At 64.8% G+C, this 15,931-nt stretch carries 11 protein-coding genes; 7 read left to right on the forward strand and 4 right to left on the reverse strand.

The window, feature by feature from the left end:
• Positions 1-138 precede the first annotated feature (138 nt).
• Genes cdhC through NCT05_RS15800 form a run of 3 tightly spaced genes read left to right on the forward strand, consistent with a single transcriptional unit; the run spans position 139 to position 2,539 of the window.
• Complete coding sequence (gene cdhC / locus NCT05_RS15790) at positions 139-1,068, forward strand: 3-dehydrocarnitine:acetyl-CoA trimethylamine transferase CdhC (protein ID WP_008354133.1); 930 nt, start codon at positions 139-141, stop codon at positions 1,066-1,068.
• A 20-nt stretch (positions 1,069-1,088) separates the two neighbouring features.
• The gene (locus NCT05_RS15795; protein ID WP_250502689.1) at positions 1,089-2,036 is read left to right on the forward strand and encodes an L-carnitine dehydrogenase; all 948 of its coding nucleotides are present in this window, start codon (positions 1,089-1,091) and stop codon (positions 2,034-2,036) included.
• A gap of 20 nt (positions 2,037-2,056) precedes the next feature.
• Entirely contained in the window at positions 2,057-2,539 is a 483-nt protein-coding gene (locus tag NCT05_RS15800) for a thioesterase family protein (RefSeq protein ID WP_250502690.1), read from the forward strand.
• On the opposite strand, the gene NCT05_RS15805 is transcribed toward NCT05_RS15800, so the two are convergent.
• On the reverse strand, positions 2,479-4,722 hold the full coding sequence (locus tag NCT05_RS15805; RefSeq protein ID WP_250502691.1) for a heavy metal translocating P-type ATPase: 2,244 nt from the start codon (positions 4,720-4,722) through the stop codon (positions 2,479-2,481). The two genes, NCT05_RS15800 and NCT05_RS15805, sit on opposite strands and share 61 nt — an antisense overlap.
• Positions 4,723-5,134: 412 nt before the next feature.
• On the opposite strand from NCT05_RS15805, the gene NCT05_RS15810 reads away from it, so the two are divergent.
• From NCT05_RS15810 to NCT05_RS15820, 3 genes are all read left to right on the forward strand, one after another.
• Positions 5,135-6,598 carry a DUF1254 domain-containing protein gene (locus NCT05_RS15810; protein WP_250436328.1) on the forward strand — a complete coding sequence of 488 codons (1,464 nt, stop codon included), beginning with the start codon at positions 5,135-5,137 and terminating at the stop codon, positions 6,596-6,598.
• A 157-nt stretch (positions 6,599-6,755) separates the two neighbouring features.
• Positions 6,756-10,442: a DUF748 domain-containing protein gene (locus NCT05_RS15815; RefSeq protein WP_250502692.1), complete on the forward strand. Its 3,687-nt coding sequence runs from the start codon at positions 6,756-6,758 to the stop codon at positions 10,440-10,442.
• 27 nt (positions 10,443-10,469) lie between these two features.
• Positions 10,470-10,973: a DUF29 domain-containing protein gene (locus NCT05_RS15820; protein ID WP_250459182.1), complete on the forward strand. Its 504-nt coding sequence runs from the start codon at positions 10,470-10,472 to the stop codon at positions 10,971-10,973.
• Positions 10,974-10,994: 21 nt separating this feature from the next.
• Here the strand turns inward: NCT05_RS15820 and NCT05_RS15825 are convergent, their stop codons facing one another.
• The 3 genes from NCT05_RS15825 to NCT05_RS15835 form a co-directional block, all read right to left on the reverse strand.
• Positions 10,995-12,584, reverse strand: a complete 1,590-nt coding sequence (locus NCT05_RS15825; protein ID WP_008354125.1) for a DHA2 family efflux MFS transporter permease subunit — start codon at positions 12,582-12,584, stop codon at positions 10,995-10,997.
• A 94-nt stretch (positions 12,585-12,678) separates the two neighbouring features.
• Entirely contained in the window at positions 12,679-13,461 is a 783-nt protein-coding gene (locus NCT05_RS15830; protein ID WP_008354124.1) for an ABC transporter substrate-binding protein, read from the reverse strand.
• Positions 13,462-13,483: 22 nt separating this feature from the next.
• Complete coding sequence (locus NCT05_RS15835; protein WP_008354122.1) at positions 13,484-14,638, reverse strand: methionine aminotransferase; 1,155 nt, start codon at positions 14,636-14,638, stop codon at positions 13,484-13,486.
• A 130-nt stretch (positions 14,639-14,768) separates the two neighbouring features.
• Here NCT05_RS15835 and NCT05_RS15840 point away from each other — a divergent pair, with 130 nt between their 5' ends.
• Positions 14,769-15,680, forward strand: a complete 912-nt coding sequence (locus NCT05_RS15840) for a LysR substrate-binding domain-containing protein (RefSeq protein ID WP_034473137.1) — start codon at positions 14,769-14,771, stop codon at positions 15,678-15,680.
• The last annotated feature ends 251 nt before the right edge of the window (positions 15,681-15,931 follow it).

A 15,931-nucleotide genomic window follows, 5' to 3' on the forward strand; every position in this document is an offset into this window, starting at 1 on the left:
CTTTCTTTGCTTACTTTCTTTGCAGCAGCAAAGAAAGTGAGTGCCGCCCCGCACAGGGGCAGTGCTAATAGACCGACGCGAAATCAGGACTTAACGAAAGCCGAAGAAAAAATACAGGAACCCTAAAGGACATCGAAAATGAACTACGAAGTGATAGTGACCTGCGCAGTAACCGGCGCTGGCGACACGACCGGCAAGCACCCTTCCATCCCAGTCACGCCGAAGCAAATAGCCGAAGCAGCGATAGAAGCGGCCCGCGCGGGCGCCACCGTCGCCCACTGCCACGTTCGCGACCCGAAGACAGGAAGAGGCAGCCGCGACCCCGCGCTATACCGCGAAGTGGTAGACCGCATCCGCTCATCGGACACGGACGTGATCATCAACCTCACCGCAGGCATGGGCGGCGACCTGGAAATCGGCGCCGGCGAAGACCCGATGCGCTTCGGCAAAGGCACCGACCTCGTCGGCGGCCTCACGCGCCTCGCGCACGTCGAAGAACTGCTGCCCGAAATCTGCACGCTCGACTGCGGCACGCTCAATTTCGGCGACGGCGACTACATCTACGTATCGACGCCCGCGCAACTGCGCGCCGGCGCCAAACGCATCCAGGAACTCGGCGTGAAGCCCGAACTGGAAATTTTCGACACGGGCCATCTGTGGTTCGCCAATCAACTTCTGAAAGAAGGCCTGCTCGACAACCCGCCGCTCTTTCAACTGTGCATGGGTATTCCGTGGGGCGCACCGCCCGACACCGGCACGATGAAAGCCATGGTCGATAACCTCCCGCCCGGCGCGCATTGGGCCGGCTTCGGCATCGGCCGCATGCAGATGCCGATGGTCGCGCAAGCGATGCTCCTCGGCGGACACGTGCGCGTCGGTCTCGAAGACAACCTGTGGCTCGATCGCGGCGTGCACGCGACCAACGGCGCGCTCGTCCAGCGCGCGGTGGAAATCATCGAGCGGCTCGGCGCACGCGCGCTCACGCCCGCGGAAGGCCGCAAGAAGCTCGGCCTCCCGGCGCGCGGCGAACGCCTGCTGGAAAAACGCATCGCGGAACAATTCGCCTGAACCGACAAGGACACGAAGACATGCAAGTCAAGCAATTCGCCGCGCTCGGCGCGGGTGTGATCGGCAGCGGCTGGGTGGCGCGCGCCCTCGGAGCAGGACTCGACGTCACCGCGTGGGATCCCGCGCCCGGCGCCGAAGCGCAACTGCGCGCGAACGTCGCGAACGCGTGGCCGGCGCTCGAGCGCGTCGGACTGGCGCCGGGCGCGTCGCAACAACGATTGCGCTTCGTCGATACCGTCGAGGAATGCGTCGCCCATGCCGACTTCATCCAGGAAAGCGCGCCCGAACGCGAGGAACTCAAGCTCGCGCTGCACGAACGCGCGAGCCGCGCGGCGAAGCCCGATGCGATCATCGCGTCGTCGACGTCCGGCCTTCTGCCGACCGACTTCTACGCGCGCGCCGTGAATCCGCAGCGCTGCGTCGTCGGGCATCCGTTCAATCCGGTGTATCTGCTGCCGCTCGTCGAAGTGCTCGGCGGCGAAGCGACATCCGGCGAAGCGATCGATGCCGCGATGCGCTTCTACGCGTCCATCGGCATGCGGCCCTTGCGCGTGAGGAAGGAAGTGCCCGGCTTCATCGCGGACCGGCTGCTCGAAGCGCTCTGGCGCGAGGCGCTGCATCTCGTCAACGACGGCGTCGCGACAACCGGCGAAATCGACGACGCCATCCGCTACGGCGCGGGCATCCGCTGGTCGTTCATGGGCACGTTCCTGACCTACACGCTGGCGGGCGGCGAAGCGGGCATGCGACACTTCATGCAGCAGTTCGGCCCCGCGCTCGAATTGCCGTGGACGAAACTCGTCGCGCCGAAACTGACCGACGAACTCATCGACCGCGTCGTCGACGGTACGTCGAATCAGACGAACGGACGCGGCATCAAGGAACTGGAGCGTTATCGCGACGACTGCATCGCGAGCGTGATCGAGGCGATCGCGCAGGCGAAAGCGCGTCACGGGATCGAAGACTAACGGAACCGCAAGGCACCACGATGACCTATCGCGACACCGTCAAACCCGAATGGGTCGACTACAACGGCCATCTGCGCGACGCGTTCTACATGCTGATCTACAGCCTCGCGACCGATGCCTTCATGGACCGCATCGGTCTCGACGACGCGGGCCGCCGCGCACGCCAGCGCACGCTCTACACGCTCGAAGCGCATGTCACGTATCTGCGCGAGATCAAGGAGGGCGCGCCGGTGCGCGTCGAGTGGCGCGTGATCGCGCATGACAAAAAGCGCGTGCATCTCTATATGGAGATGTTCGAAGGCGACTCGACGGAAGCCGTTTGCGCGTGCGAGCAGATGCTGATGCACATCGATTCGAGCGGCGCGCCGAAATCCGCATCGTTCGATGATGACATCGCCGCGCGCATCGCCGCCGAACCTGCGGTCGCGCCGAAGGACGCGCGTTACGCGGGCCGCGTGATCGGCTTGCCGGCGCGCGCTTCGTCAGCGGCCGCGCCGGCCTGAGCGCGCCACGTCCGCAGCAAGAGCGCGTTCGTGACGACGCTCACGCTCGAAAACGCCATCGCCGCGCCCGCGAACATCGGATCGAGCAGGCCGAACGCCGCGAGCGGAATGCCGATCAGGTTGTAGACGAACGCCCAGAACAGATTCTGCTGAATCTTGCGATACGTGCGCCGCGAAATATCGATCGCGTCCGCGACGAGCGCCGGATCGCCGCGCATCAGCGTGATGCCGGCCGCCTCGATCGCGACGTCGGTGCCGCTCGCCATCGCGATGCCGATATCGGCGGCGGCGAGCGCGGGCGCATCGTTGATGCCGTCGCCGGCCATCGCCACGATGCCTTCGTTCGACGCCTTGAGTTGCGCGACGACGCGCGCCTTGTCGTCGGGCAAGGTCTGCGCGAACACGCGTTCCGGCGCGATACCCAACGCGCGCGCGACGGCTTGCGCGCTGCCTTCGTTGTCGCCGGTGACGAGCGCGCTCTTCACGCCCATGCGCGCAAGACGTTCGATTGCATCGCGCGCGGTCGGCTTGACGGTATCGCCGAACGCGAGCAGCGCGAGGACTTCTCCGTCGAGATCGATCAGCCACGAGATCGTGTTCCCTTGCGCTTCGAGTTCGCGAGCGCGAGCGGCGAGCGTCGGCGGCACGTCAAAACCCAGTTCCGCGACCCAGCGCGCACTGCCGATCGCGATGCGCCGCGCGCCGACGTTCGCCTCCACGCCCCGTCCGGCGACCGCGCGCGCCGCGCTCGCCTCGAAGCGCGGTGCGTGGCTCGCGGCGGCGGCGACGGCCTTCGCCAGCGGATGCTCGCTCATGCGCTGCACGGCGGCGGCGAGTCCGAGCGCTGCGCTCCGATCCTGCCCCGGCGCGGCATCGAACGCGACGAGGCCCGGCTTGCCGACCGTCAGCGTGCCGGTCTTGTCGAATGCGACGATCTTGATCGCGTGCGCCTGTTCGAGCGCCTGCGCGTCCTTGATGAGAATGCCCTGACGCGCCGCGACGCCGGTCCCGGCCATGATCGCGGTCGGCGTCGCGAGGCCGAGCGCGCACGGGCACGCGATCACGAGCACCGCGACCGCGTTCAGCAGCGCCGTTTCTGCATCGGCGCCGTGCAGCAGCCAGCCGATGAGCGTGACGAGCGCGATCGCGAGAATTGCCGGCACGAACACCGCCGATACGCGATCGACGAGCCGCTGGATCGGCGCCTTCTCCGCCTGCGCCGATTCGACCATCCGGATGATGCGCGCGAGCGTCGTTTCCGCGCCGATCGCCGTGGTTTCGATCGCGATCGCGCCTTCGCCGTTGATCGAGCCGCCGGTCGTGCGCGCGCCGGGTTCCTTCGCGACCGGCAGGCTTTCGCCGGTAATCAGCGATTCGTCGATGTGCGTGCGGCCCTCGCGCACGATGCCGTCCACCGGCACGCGCTCGCCCGGCCGCACGATGGCGATATCGCCGATACGCACGTGAGCGAGCGGCACTTCGCGTTCGCGCGCCGGATCGTCGCGGTCGCGCACGCGGGCCTTGTCGGGCCGCAGCGCGTTGAGCGCGCGGATCGCGTCGGCGGTCTGGCGCTTGGCGCGCGCTTCCAGCCATTTGCCGAAGCGCACCAGCGTGATGACGACCGCCGACGCCTCGAAGAACAGATGCTCCGTCATGCCGCCGTGCGCGAACATCTGCCAGACGGACAAGCCCCACGCCGCCGACGTGCCGAGCGCGACGAGCAGATCCATGTTGCCCGCGAACGCCCGCACCGCGCGATAGCCGCCCGCATAGAAACGCGCGCCGAAGCCGAACTGCACGACGCTCGCGAGCGCGAGTTGCAGCCACGGGTCGAGCGTGAGGCCGAACATCGGCGCGAGCAGCGGCACGGTGAGCACGGCGGACGCGAGCACGGCCGCGAGCTCGCGATCGAATCCGGAGGAAACGGCGAGCTCCGGCGCGGCGTCGGGCAGGATCGGCGCGGCCTCGTAGCCGGCTTTGGCGACGGCGGCGACGAGCTGATCGTCGGTGACGGCGGCGCTCGCGTGCACGGTCGCCTTCTCGGTCGCGAGATTGACCGCGACGCTTTCGACGCCCGGCACGCGTTTAAGCACTTTCTCGACGCGCGCGACGCACGACGCGCACGTCATCCCGCTGACGGACAACTCAGCGGTCCGCGGATGGTCGGATGCTGCTGTGGACATATCGAAACGCTCCGTTCTGGCCGGGATCGCGAAGATCCCACATAAGGAACAGTATCGACCTTCCAATGACTGGAAGGTCAAGGCCTGAATGAAGCGCGTCGTGCAATGTCGAGTCCCGCCGCGCGGGAGCGAAAAATGCTGCGAGAAGACCGTATTCGAAGGACGAAAAGCGCGCCATTCAGTGCTTTTGACCGGCATCTGGTGCATTCTTCGGCATGCCGCAGCGCTTTTGCTGACTTAATCTTGCCTATCGTCAGCGGATAAGTTAAAACCCGAATTTCGAGATAACGCTCGTGGCGCGCCGCGCGGGGAGTGGCAGCGGCGCCGATACGCTTCCGAGCGTGCCGCGCATCGCTCCTACGAAGATGCGTGCGAGAACCCAAATCGAAAGAAGAACTGGATTTCCATTCGAATGAAGAACAAGCGACGCTGGACGTTTCCGCTCAACACCGCAATCTGGATGAGCGTGAGTCTCGCCGGCATGGCGGTCCTTTCGGGCTGTGCGACCAAGCAGCCCGAAGCCAAGGCGACCAGCACGGGCTGGGTGAAGAATCAGGTCGCCGATGCCTATACCTTCGGCTTTCCGCTCGTCGCGTCGGATATCGCGCGCGAACGCGCCAGCGGCCGCGCCGGGCAGCCCGGCCAGACGCCGCTCAACACCTTCCGTCACGCGAGCGCGCTGCCGCCCGCCGGCGCGCCGGGCTGGGCGAGCGTCGACACGCTCGAATCGTCGGCATGGCTCGATGTGTCCGCCGATCCGGTGATCGTCACGCTGCCCGCCGCGCCGCGCGGCCGCTATCTCGACGCCCGCGCGTTCGATGCGTGGACCAACGCACTCTATTCCAGCGCCGACACGACGCCCTATCCGAAGATGCAGCTCATCGCGTTCGTGCCCGCTGGCTGGACCGGCACGCTGCCCGCGAACGCGACGCGCGTCGAAACGCGCACACGTTACGTGTGGCTTTCGGTGCGCGTGCGCGTGAACGGCGCGCGCGACGTGCGCGAAGCGCGCAAGCTGCAGACCGCGATGCGAATCGACACGCTGACGCCCGCGAAAGGCTCCGCCGCCGATCCGACGCCGGTCGTCTCCGGCGCGTGGCCCGCGAACGGCGCGAAGCAACCCGCAGTGCCGCCGCTGCCATCCGCGCTGGCGACGATCGCGCCGGGCGCGCAGGCCGAAGCGCTCGATGCGAACGCGTTCTTCGCGCGCCTCGCCCGCTCGCTCGACGACAATCCCGCCGCCACCGACGACAGTCACGCGATCAGCCAGCTCGCCGATCTCGGCGTGAAGCCGGGCGAGCCGGTGCAGTTCAAGAAGACCGACGCACCGCTGCTCGATTCCGGTCTCGCCGATGCACGCGAGCGGCTCGAGACGACGCCGCCCAACGCGATCACGAAGAACGGTTGGACCTGGTTCGGCGATGGCGTCGGCGTCTACGGTACGGATTACACGTTGCGCGCCTATCTTGCGCGCCGGCAGACCGCGACGAGCACGAAGGAAGGCGAAGTGAAGCCGGTGACGCACGTGGACAGCGAAGGCCACGCACTCGACGGCGCGAACGCGTACACGCTGCACTTCGAGCCCGAGCAACTGCCGCCGGTGCGCGGCTTCTGGACCCTGACCGCCTACACGAAGGACGGGGCGCTCTCGGATGCGAAACTGCCGCGGCTCTCGCTTTCCGATCGCGACCGGCTGAAGAAGAATCGCGATGGCTCCATCGACGTGATCGTGTCGGCGAAGTCGCCGGGCCGCGCGCAGACAGCGAATTGGCTGCCCGCGCCCGAAGGCCAGTTCCAGCTCACGATGCGTCTTTATGCGCCCAAGCCGCAGGCGAGCGACGGCTCGTGGGCGCCGCCGTCAGTCGAACGGCAGTGATTCCGCTGCGCGCAAACAGTTGAATCGAACATGAAGGCCGCGATTTTTTCGCGGCCTTCATGCGTTTGACGCACGCTTTGGCGAACGTTTGCGGGTCGCATCGTCGTATACTCGAACATCATCTTTCCGGGGACGGCGGCTCGTCGTCGCGCATCGAATGTCGAGCATCACGAAGTCTTCTCTCGCCTCCGCCGGGCAGACGCTGCGCGGCGTCGTTCACGCGCGGCGCACGCGGCGCTTTTTCATCGGCTTGCTGATCGCGATACTCGTTATCGGCGTGCTCGGGTTCTTCGTCGCGCCGCCGGTTATCCGACATATCGCCGAGCAACAGCTCGCAAAGCAGCTCGACCGGCCCGTCAGCATCAGGCGTATTTGGCTCAATCCGTACACGCTCGATTTGGAAGCCGATGACGTCCATATCGGCGAATCGCCCGCGAATCTCGCGAAGGCGCCGGGCGCGGCGGCCGGTTTCGTCGATGTGTCGAGGCTCGTCGTGCGTACGTCGTGGGCGTCGGTGTTCAAACTCGCGCCGGTCGTCAACGAACTGAAGATCGATTCGCCGCGTATCAGCGTCGTGCGTTTCGACGGCGAGCATTTCAATTTCTCCGATCTGATCGCGAAGTTCGCGAAGCCATCGTCGCCGCCTTCGGACAAGCCTGCGCGCTTCTCGGTATCGAACATTCAGCTCGAAAACGGCCAGATCACGTTCGATGACAGGCTTCTGAGAACGAAGCACGTCGTCGACCGTTTCGCGCTCGGCATTCCGTTCATCGCGACGCTGCCGTCCGCCACCGATATCTTCGTGACGCCGCTGTTGCAGGCCCGCATCGACGGCTCGCCGCTCGTCGTGAAGGGCCGCACGAAGCCGTTTGCGCAGTCGCGCGAATCGGAAATCGCGCTCACGCTCGACGGCCTCGACGTGCCGCAGATGGCGTCTTACGCGCCGGCGTCGGTGCCGGTCGCGGTGAAGAGCGGCAAGCTCTCGACCGATCTCAACGTGCGCTTCGCGATCTCGGGCGATACCCCGACGATCCGCATCGACGGCACCGCCGAGCTCGCCGATCTCGCGGTGACGGACAAGGCGAGCGCGCCGCTCATCGCGGCCCGCGCGCTGCACGTGAAGATCGCGAATGCCGAGCCGCTGCGCGATGTCTATCACCTCGACGAAGTGACGCTGTCGAATCCGGATGTCCATCTCGCGCGCGATTCGACGGGTCAACTGAACGTGCAGAAGCTGGCCGGTCCCGCGCCGAAGCCTTCAGCGGAGGAAGTCAAGAAGGAAGCGCCGCCGCTCGATCTGGCGATTCGCCACCTCGCGATTGAAGACGGCCGGATCGCGCTCGACGACCAGTTGCTCAAACAGCGTGTTGAGGCCGCGTTGACCGGCTTCGCCGTGACGCTCGACGATTTCTCGACGCTTGCCAAAACGCCCGCGAAATACACGCTCAAGACGGCATTCGACAAGGGCGGCGCGCTCGATGCATCGGGCAACGTGACGCTCGCCACGAAAACGGCGGACGCAAAGCTCGCGCTGAGCGCGTTGGCGCTGCCGCCGTTGCAGCCGTATCTCGCGAACATGGTGGCCGCGCGCGTGACGAGCGGCACGCTCGGCGCGAATCTGCCGGTGTCGGTCGACTGGAGCAAGGCGGATGGCGGCGTGCAAATCGGCGCGGGCGATGTGAAGCTCGATGCGCTCACGCTCGCGCCCAACGCGGGCGGCGGCGTGCCGATCAAGCTGGCGTCGGCGACGGCGAAGATCGCCAAGGTCGATGTGTCCGCGCGCAACGCGACGCTCGACAGCGTGCAATTGAACGGCCTCGCGCTCGATGCGACGCGCCGCAAGGACGGCAGCATCGATCTGGCCGCGCTCGCCGCGCCGCACGAAGCCGCGCCCGAGCAGTCGGCGACGCGCAGGATCCAGAAGGCGCAGGCGGCGGGGCCGGCGTGGCGGTATCGGATCGGCGAGATCGCGCTCGCCGATGCATCGGCGAATATCACCGATGAAACCACGACGAAGCCGGTCAAGCTGCGCGTCGCGCCGCTCGCGCTCAACGTCAGGCAGTTCGGCGACGATTTGACGAAACCGCTCGCCGTCGACGGTAAGCTGACGCTGAACGGCAAGGGGGCGCTCGCGATTGGCGGCAACGTCACGGTGTCGCCGCTCAAGCTCGCGTTGCACGTCAAGGGCGATCAGGTCGACGCCTCCGCGTTCGAGCCGTATTTCGGCGACATGCTCAACATCGACGTGACGAGCGCGTATCTGAACGCGAACGGCGACGTCGCGATGTCGGGCAGCGGCAAGACGCTCGCGGCGTCCTATAAGGGCGACGTGTCGCTGACGGACGTACGCATGCTCGACAAGGCGACCTCCGACCGCTTCGCCGGCTGGAAGCTGCTCTCGCTCTCGAACGTGAAGGCGGACTACAGCGAGCGCGGCACCGATGTCGAAGCGGCGCGCGTGACCTTCGCCAAGTTCTACGGTCGGGTGCTGCTCGACGCGCAGGGCAGGTTGAACCTCAAGAGCGTCGTGGCCGGCGACAACGGCCCGCAATCGGTGACGCGCGACCGTGCGAAGGAAGAGGGCGCGTCCGCGCCGGCCGCTGCGAGCGCGACGGTGCCGGTGAAGACGGCGGCGAAGCCGTCGGGGCCGCCGGTCAACATGCGCTTCGGCCAGCTCGTGCTGCAGGACGGCCGCGTCACTTACACCGATAACTTCATCAAGCCGAACTACACCGCGAATCTCGTTGCGATCAACGGGACGATCGGCGCGTTCGGCACGCATTCGACCACGTCCGCGCCCGTCGACGTGTCGGCGAAACTCGCGGCGAACGGGCCGGTCTCGATCAAGGGGCAGGTGAATCCGCTCATCGAGAAACCCGCGCTCGATCTGACCGCGAGCGCGCATGGCGTCGAGCTGACGAATCTGACGCCGTATTCGTCGAAGTACGCGGGTTATCCGATCACGAAGGGCAAGCTCAACGTCGATCTGCATTACATGCTCGCCGACAACAAGCTCACGGCGAACAATCACTTGTTCATCGATCAGTTGACGTTCGGCGATCACGTCGACAATCCGACGGCGACGAAGCTGCCGGTGCGGCTCGCGGTGTCGCTGCTGAAGAATTCGCGCGGCGAGATCGATGTCAATATTCCGATTTCCGGCTCGCTGGACAATCCCGAGTTTTCGATCGGTGGGCTCGTGTGGCAGGCTATCGTGAATCTGGTGCAGAAGGCGGTGACCGCGCCGTTCACGCTGCTCGCGCATGCGTTCGGCGGCGGCGGCGGCGAGGATCTCAACTACATCGAATTCGATGCGGGCTCGGCCACGCTGAACGATGCCGCGCAGAAGAAGCTCGATACGATCGCGAAGGCGCTGGCGGACAAGCCGTCGGTGCGCTTGGACGTGACGGGCCGCGTCGATCCGAAGACGGACGAGCCGGCGTTGCGTTCCGCGTGGCTCGATCAACAGGTGAAGCGCGCGAAGGTGCGCGACATGTCGAGCAATGGCGAGAACGTCGACTGGAACGCGATCAAGGTGACGGACGCGGACTACGACAAGTATCTGACGAAGGCGTACAAGTCGGCCGATTTCAAGAAGCCGACGAACTTCATCGGCATGACGAAGTCGGTGCCCGATGAGGACATGAAAGCCGCGCTCACGAAGAACGCACCGGTCGACGAAGGATCGTTGCGCGATCTGGCGCAGCGTCGCGCGCAGGCGGTGCAGGAATATTTCGACGGGAAAATCGACAGCAAACGGATTTTCGTCGTCGCGCCGAAGTTGAACGCGGACGACATCAAGGACAAGGGCGCGGGTTCGCGCGTCGAACTGGGGCTGAAGTGACGAGCGTTGGCCAAACGGACGATCTGGATGAACAAAGGAATGCAAACTAATATCGGCGACACCGGGAACGATGAAGAGAACGGGAGTCAGCCGATGGGAACGCCTTATGAGAAGGACGTGGTGGCGTGGGCCTGGGAACAGGCGGCGCTGCTGCGTGCGGGGAAATTTGCGTCCATCGATATCGAGCATATCGCTGAGGAAATCGAGGACGTGGCAAAAACTGAATCACGCGAGCTGCGAAGCAGATTGGCGGTACTGCTCGCGCATTTGCTCAAATGGCAATTTCAGCCGGAGCGCCGAAGCCGGAGTTGGACGAGTACCATTCGCACGCAGCGAAGGGAGGCGTTGTTCGTGTTGAATGAAGCACCGAGCTTGCGGCGACGCTTCGATGATGTTCAGTGGCTCGACTTGGTCTGGTCGAAAGCGCGGACTCAGGCCGAAGCGGAAACAGGTATCGACTTCGATACGTTCCCCGCAAGCTGTCCATGGCCGATGTCGTCAGTGCTGGAGGAGGGCTTTCTGCCCGAATAGCACCCGGGGCGCGAGCATCATTCAATGCGCCCCCGACGCCGCCCCGCCACCCCCGCCCTTCGCCACCTTCGTAATCCAGATCAGCGGAATGATCAGAATGAAGATCACCGCCGAGATCAGAAAGATATCGTTGAGTCCCATCATCGCGGCTTGCGAGTTGACGGTGAAATTGAACATGCCGCGCGCCTGCGCTTCACTCACGTCGAGCGTCGATTGCGATAGCCCGAGCGACTGCAAAAACGCCGGATTGTAGACATTCGCCTGCTCGGTGAGCCGCTCGTGATGCAGCGCGATGCGGTTGTCCCACGCGTTGCCCGCGAGCGACGTTCCTACCGCGCCGCAAAACACCCGCGCGAAATTCGACAGCCCCGCCGCCGCCGGAATCTTCGACGGCGGCAAGCCCGATAGCACGATCGCCGTGAGCGGCACGAAGAACATCGCCATCGGAATGCCTTGCAGCAGCGTCGGCAAGACGAGATGCCACGTATCGATCTCGATCACGTACTTCGAGCGCAGCCAGAACACGAACGCGAAGCCGACGAACGCCGCCGTCGCGATGATGCGCGCGTCGCTGCGCGGCAGCACCTTGCCCATGATCGGCGCGAGGATCACGGCGAAAATGCCGAGCGGCGCGGTGACGAGCCCGGCGTCGATCGACCGGTAATTCAGATACTGCTGCATCCATTGCGGCAGCAACACGAGATTGCCGAAGAACACGCCGTACGCGACCGAAATCGCCACCGTGCCGCCGAAGAAATTGCGCCCGGCAAAAAGCCGCAAATCGACGACGGGATTCTTGTCGGTCAGCTCCCACACGACGAAGAACGCGAACGCGATCACCGCGACGATCGCCAGCACGACGATCAGCGGCGACGAGAACCAGTCGAGATCGCGGCCCTTGTCGAGCATGATCTGCAGCGAAGCGACCCACGAGACGAGCAGCAGAAGACCGATCACGTCGATCGGCGCCTTGCGCGTCGGCGATTCGCGGTCGCGGTAGATGATCCACGTCACGCCCGCCGCGAAGATGCCCACCGGAATGTTGATATAGAAGATCCACGACCACGAATAGCTGTCCGTGATCCAGCCGCCGAGCGCGGGACCGGCGATCGGGCCGACGGTCGCGGTCATCGCCCACAGCGAGAGCGCCATCGACGCCTTCTCTTTCGGATACGAGCCGAGCAGGATCGCCTGCGACAGCGGAATCAGCGGCCCGGCGACCGCGCCCTGCAACACGCGCGCGAAGAGCAGCACCGGCAGATTCGGCGCGAGCCCGCACAGCCACGACGACAGCACGAACATCAGGATCGCGCCGACGAAAAGACGCACCTGCCCGAGCCGCTGCGTGAGCCAGCCGGTCAGCGGAATGGAGACGGCGTTCGACGCCGCGAACACGGTGATAACCCACGTGCCCTCGTTGACGGACACGCCGAGATTGCCGGAGATCGTCGGGATCGCGACATTGGCGATCGACGAATCCAGCACGTTCATGAACGTCGCGAGCGCCACCGCGAAGGTGGCGAGAACGAGCTTGCCGCCTTCGAGCGGCGGCGGCGCGGACGGTGAGGGTGACGGTGCGGCGGCGGGTTTGGGCGTCGTCGGCGTGCTCATGCGGCTTCCATGCTTGAGGCCGCCAGCTTGCAAGACGCGGCTGGCGGCCGGAAAAGATCAAGCCGCCAGTGTGCCTGCGCTCAAAAAAAGCTGCTTACTTCGCCGAAATATCGATATCGCCCAGATACTTCTTTGCGTACTTGTCGATGGTGCCGTCCGCCTTGACCTTCTCGATCGCCGCGTTGAGCTTGGTCTTGAGCGCATCGTCGCCCTTGCGGATGCCATAGGCGATGCCGCTGCCGAGAATTTTGTCGTCGCGCACGGGCGCACCGGCGAACGCGAAGCCTTCGCCGTCCGGCTTCGACAGGAAGCCGCTCTGTCCCGCGGGCGCGAGCACGAGCGTCGCGTCGAGACGGCCGGACTTCAGATCGGCGTAGACCTGGTTCTGATCCTGATACGGCACGACCTTCACGCCGTCGTTTTCCCAGTGCGCCTTCGCGAACGTCTCCTGAATCGAGCCTTGCAGCACGCCGACGCTCTTGCCCTTCAGCGATGCCGACGTCGGCTCGATGCCGCTGCCCTTCTTCGCGATGAGCTGCGTCGGCACGCGATACACGACCGTCGTGAAATCGATCGCCTGGCGGCGCTGCTCGGTCGCGTTCATCGCCGAGTTGATCGCGTCGAACTTGCGGCCCTGCAGCGCGGGGATCAGGCCGTCGAACGAGGTCTCGACCCATTTGCACTGCATTTTCGCGGCGGCGCACACGGCATTGCCGACGTCGATGTCGAGCCCTTGCAACTCGCCCGTCGACGATTTCGATTCGAACGGCGGATATTGCGCTTCGAGGCCGAAGCGCAGCGTATCGGCGGCAAGCGCGGCGCCGCTCGTGAACGTGCATGCGAGGAACAGCGCGCTGGCGATGTGGTTCAGTTTCATCGTGTTGGTCTCCAGGAAATCGTCAGATCGAGCAAAGGCGGCGCGCGCCTTCGATGAGCGTGTCGTCGTCCTTCGCGAACGAAAGACGGATCACGCGGTTGTCGGTGCCGTCGGTATAGAACGCCGACAGCGGAATCGTCGCGACGCGCGCCTCGCGAATCAGGCGCAGCACGAAATCGCTGTCGCCTTGATCGGAAATCGCGTCGTAACGCGCCAGCATGAAGAAACTGCCCGCACTCGGCAACAACTCGAAGCGCGATGCTTTCAGCGATTCCGCGAGCAGATCGCGCTTGTGCTGATAGAACGGCCCGAGATTCAGATAGCTCGATTCATCCGCGAGCGCTTCGGCGAAGGCCATTTGCATCGGCGTATCGGCGGAGAAGGTCATGAACTGGTGAATCTTGCGGATTTCCGCCGTCAGCGCGGCGGGCGCGAGACAGTAGCCGACCCGCCAGCCCGTTACGTGATACGACTTGCCGAACGACGACACGATGACGCTGCGCTCGGCCAGCGCCGGATAACGCGCCATGCCGTGATGCAGCGCGCCGTCGAATACGACGTGCTCGTAGACTTCGTCCGACAGCACGATGATCTTCGTGTCGCGCGTGAGCGCCGCGAGCCGCTCGACGTCGGCGGATGTGAACGCGCTGCCCGTCGGGTTGTGCGGCGTGTTGACGAGGATCATGCGCGTCTTCGGCGTGATCGCGGCGGCGACCTCGTCCCAGTCGATGCGGAAATCCTGCGGCGAGAGCTTGATCGCGACGGGCTTCGCGCCCTGCAACTGCACGATCGGCGCGTAACTGTCGAACGATGGTTCGAAGTAAATCACTTCGTCGCCGGGATGCACGAGCGCGCTGATCGTCGCGTACAGGCCTTCGCTCGCGCTCGCGACGACGGTGACTTCCGTGCCCGGATCGTAGGTTGCGCCGTAGAGCTTCTGCGTTTTCACGGCGATTGCTTCGCGAAGCGCGAGCACGCCGGACATCGGCGAGTACTGGTTATGTCCTGCCCGCATGGCTCGCTCGACGCCTTCGATGAGCTTCGAATCGCACGCGAAGTTCGGCGCGCCTTGCGACAGGTTGAGCGCGTGATGCTCGTCGGCCAACTGGCCGATGACGGTAAAAATGGTCGTGCCGACGTTCGGCAGCTTCGACTCGGGAATGCAGGCGCTTTGCACGGCGGATGTCTCCGGAATTGCGGTTCGACGAAAATCTGCCGTCGATTCAACCGCAGCAATAAAGCGCGGACAATCGAAACTTTGTCATACTAGCCATGCTTGCAGATCATGGCTACATGTCAAAAACCCGATGAAACCCCTGCCTTCCCTCGACGTGCTCAAAACCTTTCTGGTGGTGGCGCAGAAACTGAATTTCACGCGCGCGGCCGAGGTGCTGAACGTGACGCAGGGCGCGGTCAGCCGTCAGATCGCCGGGCTGGAGGCGCATCTCGGTTATGCGCTTTTCACGCGGCAGGCGCGCGGGCTCGCGCTCACGCATCACGGCGCGTTGCTGGTCGCGCCGTTGCAGCAGGCGTTCGGACAGATCGACGATGCCCTCGCGAAAGGCGGCGCGCAATCCGGCATTCTGCGCGTGAAGTGCCCGACCTGCGCGATGCGCTGGGTGCTGCCGCGCGTGATCCGCCTGCAGAACGAGCGGCCCGAACTGGTCGTGGAAGTGACGGCGTCGGTGGCGCATGGCGTCGAATTCAGCGCGGAGCAGTTCGACGCAGCGATCGTCTTCGGCGCGGCGCCGTCGGGGAAGGGCGCGAGCGTGCATCATCTTTTCGATGAAGTGCTGACGCCGGTTTGCGCGCCTGAATTGTGGAAGCCTAAGAAGAACGCCTCGCCAACACCCGACGATCTCGCCGGGAAAACGCTGCTGCATCCCACGCGCGACCGCCGCGACTGGCTACTGTGGCTCGGCGCTTACGGTTACGCCGGCCTGCCGTCGACGAAAGCGCAGCATTTCGACACGCTCGATCTGGCGATTTCGTCGGCGATGCAGGGTTTGGGCGTGACGATCGGCGACCTCTCGCTGATCGAAGAAGACCTGCGCGCCAGGCGCGTCATCGCGCCGTTTTCGCTGTGCGTGCCGAGCGGCGCGGCGTACTACCTCGTGTATCCGGAGCGGCCCGCGCCGTCGCCCGCGTTGCAGCAGTTCGCGCAATGGCTTGCCGATGAGGCGGCGCACACGCGTGAAAATCTTCGTCGCAATCTTTGATCCGCTGCGGGTTATGGGTTAAGCACATCCTGCAGAGCGTAGAACTATTCCTAAACGGCCGATGTTTGAGTTTCTTCGACTCATGGAAACTCCGTATTAAGAATAGGAATCTGCGAAAGAACTGCGAAGGATTCGACCCACTACAATCCGCACACAAAAGATGACAGGCTGCGACAGCCGCCGCCTGCGAACAGACGGAGATGCCTGGGTGCGACTCAGATCCTTCGCTTCATACGGCCCGAGCGCGAGTG

The sequence above is a fragment of the Caballeronia sp. AZ7_KS35 genome, assembly GCF_023631045.1.
GTDB lineage: Bacteria > Pseudomonadota > Gammaproteobacteria > Burkholderiales > Burkholderiaceae > Caballeronia > Caballeronia zhejiangensis.

Coding starts and splice junctions, on each gene's coding strand:
- NCT05_RS15795 (WP_250502689.1), top strand. CDS start 1,089: ATGCAAGTCAAGCAATTCGCCGCGCTCGGCGCGGGTGTGATCGGCAGC.
- cdhC (WP_008354133.1), top strand. CDS start 139: ATGAACTACGAAGTGATAGTGACCTGCGCAGTAACCGGCGCTGGCGAC.
- NCT05_RS15815 (WP_250502692.1), top strand. CDS start 6,756: ATGTCGAGCATCACGAAGTCTTCTCTCGCCTCCGCCGGGCAGACGCTG.
- NCT05_RS15820 (WP_250459182.1), top strand. CDS start 10,470: ATGAACAAAGGAATGCAAACTAATATCGGCGACACCGGGAACGATGAA.
- NCT05_RS15800 (WP_250502690.1), top strand. CDS start 2,057: ATGACCTATCGCGACACCGTCAAACCCGAATGGGTCGACTACAACGGC.
- NCT05_RS15805 (WP_250502691.1), bottom strand. CDS start 4,722: ATGTCCACAGCAGCATCCGACCATCCGCGGACCGCTGAGTTGTCCGTC.
- NCT05_RS15825 (WP_008354125.1), bottom strand. CDS start 12,584: ATGAGCACGCCGACGACGCCCAAACCCGCCGCCGCACCGTCACCCTCA.
- NCT05_RS15830 (WP_008354124.1), bottom strand. CDS start 13,461: ATGAAACTGAACCACATCGCCAGCGCGCTGTTCCTCGCATGCACGTTC.
- NCT05_RS15810 (WP_250436328.1), top strand. CDS start 5,135: ATGAAGAACAAGCGACGCTGGACGTTTCCGCTCAACACCGCAATCTGG.
- NCT05_RS15840 (WP_034473137.1), top strand. CDS start 14,769: ATGAAACCCCTGCCTTCCCTCGACGTGCTCAAAACCTTTCTGGTGGTG.